8 protein-coding genes and 1 tRNA gene are annotated in these 6802 nt (G+C 60.2%); all 9 read left to right on the top strand.

The annotated features are described in order from the left end of the window. Positions 1 to 116 precede the first annotated feature (116 nt). The 9 genes from PG892_RS15040 (at position 117) to tatC (ending at position 6707) form a co-directional block, all read left to right on the top strand. Positions 117 to 192 (top strand) — tRNA-Thr (locus PG892_RS15040). Between the two features lie 213 nt (positions 193 to 405). Continuing rightward, complete coding sequence (locus tag PG892_RS15035; RefSeq protein ID WP_182976201.1) at positions 406 to 1671, top strand: cytosine deaminase; 1266 nt, start codon at positions 406 to 408, stop codon at positions 1669 to 1671. Positions 1672 to 1758: 87 nt separating this feature from the next. After that, on the top strand, positions 1759 to 2136 hold the full coding sequence (crcB, locus tag PG892_RS15030) for a fluoride efflux transporter CrcB (RefSeq protein WP_010672354.1): 378 nt from the start codon (positions 1759 to 1761) through the stop codon (positions 2134 to 2136). Between the two features lie 65 nt (positions 2137 to 2201). After that, positions 2202 to 2954 (top strand): bifunctional demethylmenaquinone methyltransferase/2-methoxy-6-polyprenyl-1,4-benzoquinol methylase UbiE, encoded by a 753-nt coding sequence (gene ubiE / locus PG892_RS15025; RefSeq protein ID WP_039041078.1) that lies wholly within the window; start codon positions 2202 to 2204, stop codon positions 2952 to 2954. An 8-nt stretch (positions 2955 to 2962) separates the two neighbouring features. Then, the gene (locus PG892_RS15020) at positions 2963 to 3571 is read left to right on the top strand and encodes a ubiquinone biosynthesis accessory factor UbiJ (protein WP_029313421.1); all 609 of its coding nucleotides are present in this window, start codon (positions 2963 to 2965) and stop codon (positions 3569 to 3571) included. After that, positions 3571 to 5211 carry a ubiquinone biosynthesis regulatory protein kinase UbiB gene (ubiB, locus tag PG892_RS15015; RefSeq protein ID WP_010672357.1) on the top strand — a complete coding sequence of 547 codons (1641 nt, stop codon included), beginning with the start codon at positions 3571 to 3573 and terminating at the stop codon, positions 5209 to 5211. Before PG892_RS15020 ends, ubiB begins: the two co-directional genes overlap by 1 nt. A gap of 39 nt (positions 5212 to 5250) precedes the next feature. Continuing rightward, positions 5251 to 5499: a Sec-independent protein translocase subunit TatA gene (gene tatA, locus PG892_RS15010; protein ID WP_010672358.1), complete on the top strand. Its 249-nt coding sequence runs from the start codon at positions 5251 to 5253 to the stop codon at positions 5497 to 5499. A gap of 3 nt (positions 5500 to 5502) precedes the next feature. Continuing rightward, positions 5503 to 5958, top strand: coding sequence for a Sec-independent protein translocase protein TatB (gene tatB / locus PG892_RS15005; RefSeq protein ID WP_113069289.1), 456 nt, complete (start codon positions 5503 to 5505; stop codon positions 5956 to 5958). Beyond that, positions 5955 to 6707, top strand: a complete 753-nt coding sequence (gene tatC, locus PG892_RS15000; RefSeq protein WP_010672360.1) for a twin-arginine translocase subunit TatC — start codon at positions 5955 to 5957, stop codon at positions 6705 to 6707. Before tatB ends, tatC begins: the two co-directional genes overlap by 4 nt. The last annotated feature ends 95 nt before the right edge of the window (positions 6708 to 6802 follow it).

Here is a 6802-nt window from a genome sequence, read left to right as displayed (position 1 = left end):
CAGAAGTGAAACGCTGTAGCGCCGATGGTAGTGTGGCATTCGCCATGCGAGAGTAGGACACTGCCAGGCACCCAATTTTAGATTACGCATTGAGCGTGGTCTTTACCGGTTAGTGTGCTGATATGGCTCAGTCGGTAGAGCGCATCCTTGGTAAGGATGAGGTCCCCAGTTCGATTCTGGGTATCAGCACCATTAAATAAGAAAGCCTCCCAATCGGGAGGCTTTTTTGTATCTGCCTTTCAGCCATCCATCGCAAATTGCAGTCCTGCAATGTCGCACCTTCTTGTTGTTGAGATATCTTCCCTTTCTATCCCGTATGCTTTCCGGGCGCCGCTTCTCTCTTAAAGGGATCCGGGCTAAGTTGTGGATTGGCAAAGACAACTACGCTTTCGAAGGGGAAAGAACATGCTGATTAGGAATGTGCGTCTGGCGGGCAGGGAAGGGATGTGGCAAATCCTCTGTCAGGGAGGCGTGATCCGGGCCATCGAGCCCATGAGCACCCCTCTGCTCGCAGCCCATGAGCTTGATGGTGAGGAGGGTCTCGCCATCGCCCCCTTTATCGAGCCTCACATCCATCTTGATACCACCCAGACGGCTGGCGAGCCGAGCTGGAACCTCTCCGGCACCCTGTTCGAGGGGATCGAGCGCTGGGCGGAGCGCAAGGCACTGCTGACCCGCGAGGATGTGAAGCTGCGGGCCATCCAGACGTTGAAGTGGCAGATCGCCAACGGCATCCAATTCGTCCGCACCCATGTGGATGTCTCCGATCCCAATCTGGTCGCCCTGAAGGCGATGCTGGAGGTGCGGGAGGAGATGAAGGAGTGGGTGGAGCTGCAGATAGTGGCCTTCCCACAGGAGGGGATCCTCTCCTACCCCAACGGCAAGGCGTTACTTGAAGAGGCTCTCAAACTGGGCGCCGACGTGATAGGCGCCATCCCCCATTTCGAGTTTACCCGGGAGTACGGGGTCGAAAGTCTGCACTACGTCTTCGATCTTGCAGAGAAATATCAGGTTCTGGTGGATGTGCATTGCGACGAAATCGATGACGAACAGTCCCGTTTTATCGAGACGCTGGCAACCCTGGCCTACGAGCGCGGTATTGGCCATCGGGTGACCGCCAGCCACACCACCGCCATGCACTCCTACAACGGAGCCTATGCCTCGCGGCTGTTCCGGCTGCTCAGGATGGCGGACATCAACTTCGTCGCCAATCCGCTGGTGAACATTCACCTGCAGGGGCGCTTCGACAGCTATCCCAAGCGTCGTGGCATCACCCGGGTGAAGGAGATGCTGGAGGCGAACATCAACGTCTGTTTCGGTCATGACGACGTGTTCGATCCCTGGTATCCCATGGGCACGGCCAACATGTTGCAGGTGCTGCACATGGGGCTGCATGTCTGCCAGATCATGGGCTACGAGCAGATCAATGACAGCCTCAAGCTGATCGGCAGCCACAGCGCCCGCACCCTGAACGCGCAGGATCGCTACGGCATCGAGGTGGGCAAGCCCGCCAACCTGCTGATCCTTCCTGCAGAGAATGGTTTCGATGCGGTGCGCCGCCAGGTGCCGGTACGTTATTCCATCCGCCATGGCAGAGTCATCGCCGATACTCGCCCGGCCGAGACGACCCTCCACCTTGTGAATCCAGAACGGGTAGACTTTCGCCGCTAGGGTCTAGCAGGGTCGATTAATTGCCCGGCTGTCCCCTGCTGCCGACATTTTGCATAATGCCAACCTGACACTCTTGGAGACTGCTTGATGCAAACCTGGTTATTTGTCGCTGCCGGAGGCGCCTTCGGTGCCTGCCTGCGTTTTGGCATCGCCGAGCTGATGGCCTGGCTGCTGGGACGCCACTTTCCCTATGGCACCCTGGTGGTCAACGTGGTCGGTTCCTTCATCATGGGGATTGCCTATGCCCTGATCAGCCATGGTCACGTGGTGGAACACCCGATGAAGCCATTGCTGATGGTGGGTATCCTCGGCGCCCTGACCACCTTCTCCTCCTTTGCCCTCGATACGGTCGTGCTGGCCCAGCAAGGGGCCTATCTGAAGGCGCTGCTCAATATCGGTCTCAATCTGTTCCTCTGTCTGGCCATGGTCGTGCTGGGGATGCAGTTGGTCGCAAGCCGGGTTTGAGGTGTCCGCACGCCATCGGCTCTGGTAAACTGGCGGCCATTCTTTGCTCTATGGGTATTTGAGGGATGTCGGAACAGACTACTACTACGCATTTTGGCTATAAAACCGTGGCAGCGACCGAGAAGGAAACCCTGGTCGCCGGTGTCTTTCATTCGGTAGCGGCCAAGTATGATCTGATGAACGATCTGATGTCGTTCGGCATCCATCGCCTCTGGAAGCGCTTTACCATCGACTGCTCCGGTGTCCGCAAAGGACAGAAGGTGCTGGATCTGGCTGGCGGTACAGGGGATCTGACCGCCAAGTTCTCCCGCATCGTGGGTGAGACCGGTCAGGTGGTCCTGGCGGACATCAACGACTCCATGCTGAAAGTGGGCCGCGACAAACTGCGCAACCTGGGGGTGGCCAACAACGTCTCCTACGTACAGGCCAATGCCGAGGCGCTCCCCTTCCCTGACAACCATTTCGACGTCATCACCATCGGCTTCGGCCTGCGCAACGTCACCGACAAGGACAAGGCACTTGCCTCCATGTTCCGGGTGCTCAAGCCGGGTGGCCGCCTGCTGGTGCTGGAGTTCTCCAAACCGGTGAGCGAAGTGATCGCCAAGCTGTATGATCTCTACTCCTTCAAATTGCTGCCGAAAATGGGCGAAATCGTCGCGAATGACAGCGAAAGTTACAAATACCTGGCGGAATCCATCCGCATGCACCCGGATCAGCAGACCCTGGCAGGCATGATGGAGAATGTCGGGTTCGAACAGGTTGAGTTCTACAACCTGACCCAGGGCGTGGTCGCCCTGCACCGCGGTTACAAGTTTTAAGGTCGCCTATGCCGATGGATGCCATGGTCACCGCGGTGATCGAAACCAGCCTCAACCAGTTGCTGGCCCTGGACAAACAGAGCCCGGAGCGGTTGCGCAAGCTGACGGGCAAGGTACTCAAACTGGAGCTGCGCGAGCTCAAGCCGCTCTGGTTTGTCTTCTCGGAGCGCCGTCTGGATGTGCTGGCCAGGTTTGAAGGGGAGGCGGATGCGGTGCTGAGTCTCTCCCTGACCGCCCTCGGCCTGCTCAAGGAGCCTTCCGCCCTGACCCGCTACATCCGCGAGGAGAAGCTGGACCTGAGCGGTGACCCCCAGCTGGTGCAGGCATTCAGCGCCCTGCTTGGCGAGCTCGATATCGACTGGGAAGAGGAGCTGTCCCGCTACACCGGCGACGTGGTGGCCCACACCCTGTGCAGTGGTGCCCGTCAGGCTCGCCGTTTTGTGGGGCGAGAGTTGTGCCGTTCCCAGCGTCAAGTGGCCGAGTATTTGACCGAGGAGGCTAGGCTTGCCCCGGGTCCGCTGGAAGTGGCGAGCTTCAATGACGATGTCGAAGAGCTGGCCCAACAGATGAAGGCGATCGAGTTGCGGCTTGCCCGCCTCGAACAGCAGGTGAGCTGATGACCCCGAAGGAGTTCAAACGCCTCTATCGCATCGTCAGCATCCTGCTGGAACAGGGCATCGACGAGCTGGTGCCCGCCCGTTATCAGCCCTGGCCTGGCCGTCTGGCCCGTCGCAGTCTGTTCTGGCTCAAGAACAAGCAACAAGGCATGAGCCGTGGCGCCCGCATTCGCCTCGCCTTCGAGGCCCTGGGCCCCATCTTCATCAAGTTCGGCCAGATGCTCTCGACCCGCCGAGACCTGCTGCCCCCCGACATTGCCGAAGAGCTGGCCCTGCTGCAGGACAGGGTGCCTCCCTTCTGTGGTCAGGCCGCCCGTCGCCAGATAGAAGAGAGCCTGGGTTGCCCCGTCGAGACCCTGTTCGATGACTTCGACGAGACGCCGCTGGCATCCGCCTCCATCGCCCAGGTGCACACCGCCCGGTTGAAGGAGAACGGCCGCGAGATCGTCATCAAGGTGATCCGTCCCGATATCGAGCCGGTCATCGAGGCCGACCTGCGCCTGATGCAGGCCCTGGCCCGTCTGGTGGCCCGTTTCGTGCCCCAGAGCGGACGACTGCGCCCCGTCGAGGTGGTGGAGGAGTATCGCAAGACCATACTCGACGAGCTCAACCTGATGCGCGAAGCGGCCAACGCCATCCAGCTGCGCCGCAACTTCACCGGTTCCGAGGCGCTCTATGTGCCCGAGGTGTTCACGGACCATTGCCGTGAGCAGGTGCTGGTGATGGAGCGTATCTACGGCATTCCGGTCTCCGACATTGCCGCGCTGGAAGCCAACGGCACCAACATGAAGTTGCTGGCCGAGCGCGGAGTGGAAGTGTTCTTCACCCAGGTGTTCCGTGACAGCTTCTTCCACGCCGACATGCACCCGGGCAACATCTTCGTCTCTTTCGAACACCCCGAGAATCCGCTCTGGATCGGCATCGACTGCGGCATCGTCGGCACCCTCAACCGGGAAGACAAGCGCTACCTGGCGGAGAACTTCCTCGCCTTCTTCAACCGCGACTACCGCCGTGTGGCCGAGCTGCACGTAGAGTCAGGCTGGGTACCGCCCGATACCAAGGTGGACGAGTTCGAGTTCGCCATCCGCACCGTGCTGGAGCCCATCTTCGAGAAACCGCTCTCCGAGATCTCCTTCGGCCACGTGCTGCTCAATCTGTTCAACACCGCCCGTCGCTTCAACATGCAGGTGCAGCCGCAGCTGGTGCTGCTGCAAAAGACCCTGCTCTATGTGGAAGGGCTGGGTCGCCAGCTCTATCCCCAGCTGGATTTGTGGCAGACCGCCAAGCCCTATCTGGAAAACTGGATGCACGAGCAGGTCGGCCCCAAGGCGGTGTGGAATGCCATCAAGGAGAAGGCGCCGTTCTGGGCGGAGAAACTGCCGGAGCTGCCGGAGCTGGTCTATGAGACCCTGCGTCAGGCCCGCCATCAGCAGCACCACTTCGACCAGATGTTTGCCGATTTCCGTCGCCACAGTCGCCGTCAGGGGCAGGCCCGCTACCTCTTAGGGGTTGGAGCCAGCCTGCTGCTCGCGGGTGTATTCTTGCTGACCCAGAAACAACACATTGAGTGGGGACAAATCAGCCTCGCCGGCGCCGGGTTATGCTGGCTGCTGGGTTGGTTGCGAACCCGTTCCCATTAAATAACCTGCGCCATCGGGCGCCTATCCGGAGAGAAAGTCATGGGTGGTATCAGTATTTGGCAGTTGTTGATCATCGCAGTCATCGTCGTGCTGTTGTTCGGCACCAAGAAATTGCGCGGTATCGGCGGCGATCTGGGCGCGGCGGTCAAGGGGTTCAAGAAGGCGCTCTCCGATGAGCCGGCCGACACCAAACCCGAGCAGAAAGATGCCGAGTTTCCGACCAAGCAGTTGAACGAGACGGCCAGCAACGCCGAAGCCGCCAAGCAGAAAGACAAAGATCAGGCCTAAGCCATGTTCGACATCGGTTTTTGGGAACTGGTCGTCATCGGCGTCGTCGCCCTGGTGGTGCTGGGTCCCGAGCGGTTGCCGGTCGCGATCCGCACCGCCAGCCACTGGATAAGGCTGATCCGCAGCACCGCCAACTCGGTCAAGGCCGAGCTGGAACAGGAGCTCAAGTTGCAGGATCTGCACAACGATCTGAAGAAGGCCGAACGGTTGCAGATGAACAACCTGAGCCCCGAGCTGCAGGAGTCCATCGAGCAGTTGAAAGCGGCCGCCCAGTCGGTGAATCGTCCCTATCAGGGGGAGAACGAGATCCGCCCGCCTCGGGAGCCCGCCCAGGCTGAGCCAGCTACTCCGGTGGCGGCCCCGACGCCCACCCCAGAGGTTCCGCCGGTCAACAGTCAGCGAGAGAGCGAGCCTGTGCCCGCCAGCGAGTCCGCAGCCAAAGGGGAGGGTAAGCCATGAGTCAGGCAGAACAACCCCTCATCAGCCATCTGGTGGAGCTGAGAACCCGTCTGCTGCGCGCGATCTCCGCCATCCTGCTGGTGTTCATCGCGCTCATCTACTTCTCCAACAACATCTACGACTTCGTGGCCCAGCCGCTGCTCAGCCAGTTGCCGGCAGGCACCAGCATGATAGCGACGGATGTGGCGACACCCTTCATCACGCCCATCAAGCTGACCCTGGTGGTCTCCTTCTTCGTGGCGATCCCCTATCTGCTCTATCAGGCCTGGGCTTTCATCGCACCCGGTCTGTACCAGCACGAACGGCGGCTGATCCTGCCCCTGGTGGCCTCCAGCGCCGTGCTGTTCTATGCGGGGATGGCGTTCGCCTACTACGTGGTGTTCCCCCTGGTGTTCGGCTTCTTCACCAGTACCGCCCCCGCCGGGGTGACGGTGGCGACCGACATCGCCAGCTACCTGGACTTCGTGCTGACCCTGTTCTTCGCGTTCGGGGTGGCGTTCGAGATCCCGGTGGCCACCATACTGCTCTGCTGGACCGGGGTGACCACCCCCAGGAGCCTGAAGGAGAAGCGCCCTTACGTCATCGTCGGGGTCTTCGTGGTCGGTATGTTGCTGACGCCGCCCGATGTCTTCTCCCAGACCCTGCTCGCGATCCCCATGTGGGGCCTGTGGGAGATAGGTCTGTTCTTCGCCCGCTTCTACGTGAAGAAAGAGGACGAAGAGCAGCAACAAACGGAAGAGGGGAGCTGAGGCTCCCTTCCTCTTTTCATGCATCCGTTCGAGGCGTATGGTAAGGCCCCATTGAGTAGATGGTTTTCAAATGCCTGATATGCACCTCGTTTGTC

Source organism: Aeromonas sp. QDB68, assembly GCF_027707405.1.
Lineage (GTDB): Bacteria > Pseudomonadota > Gammaproteobacteria > Enterobacterales > Aeromonadaceae > Aeromonas > Aeromonas caviae.
Note: the sequence above shows the minus strand (reverse complement) of the source record. Positions and strands in the feature narration are given on the sequence as shown.

What these genes read in the sequence shown, in the direction of transcription:
- ubiB (WP_010672357.1), top strand. Translation starts at nt 3,571, where the DNA reads ATGACCCCGAAGGAGTTCAAACGCCTCTATCGCATCGTCAGCATCCTG.
- tatA (WP_010672358.1), top strand. Translation starts at nt 5,251, where the DNA reads ATGGGTGGTATCAGTATTTGGCAGTTGTTGATCATCGCAGTCATCGTC.
- crcB (WP_010672354.1), top strand. Translation starts at nt 1,759, where the DNA reads ATGCAAACCTGGTTATTTGTCGCTGCCGGAGGCGCCTTCGGTGCCTGC.
- PG892_RS15020 (WP_029313421.1), top strand. Translation starts at nt 2,963, where the DNA reads ATGCCGATGGATGCCATGGTCACCGCGGTGATCGAAACCAGCCTCAAC.
- tatC (WP_010672360.1), top strand. Translation starts at nt 5,955, where the DNA reads ATGAGTCAGGCAGAACAACCCCTCATCAGCCATCTGGTGGAGCTGAGA.
- PG892_RS15035 (WP_182976201.1), top strand. Translation starts at nt 406, where the DNA reads ATGCTGATTAGGAATGTGCGTCTGGCGGGCAGGGAAGGGATGTGGCAA.
- tatB (WP_113069289.1), top strand. Translation starts at nt 5,503, where the DNA reads ATGTTCGACATCGGTTTTTGGGAACTGGTCGTCATCGGCGTCGTCGCC.
- ubiE (WP_039041078.1), top strand. Translation starts at nt 2,202, where the DNA reads ATGTCGGAACAGACTACTACTACGCATTTTGGCTATAAAACCGTGGCA.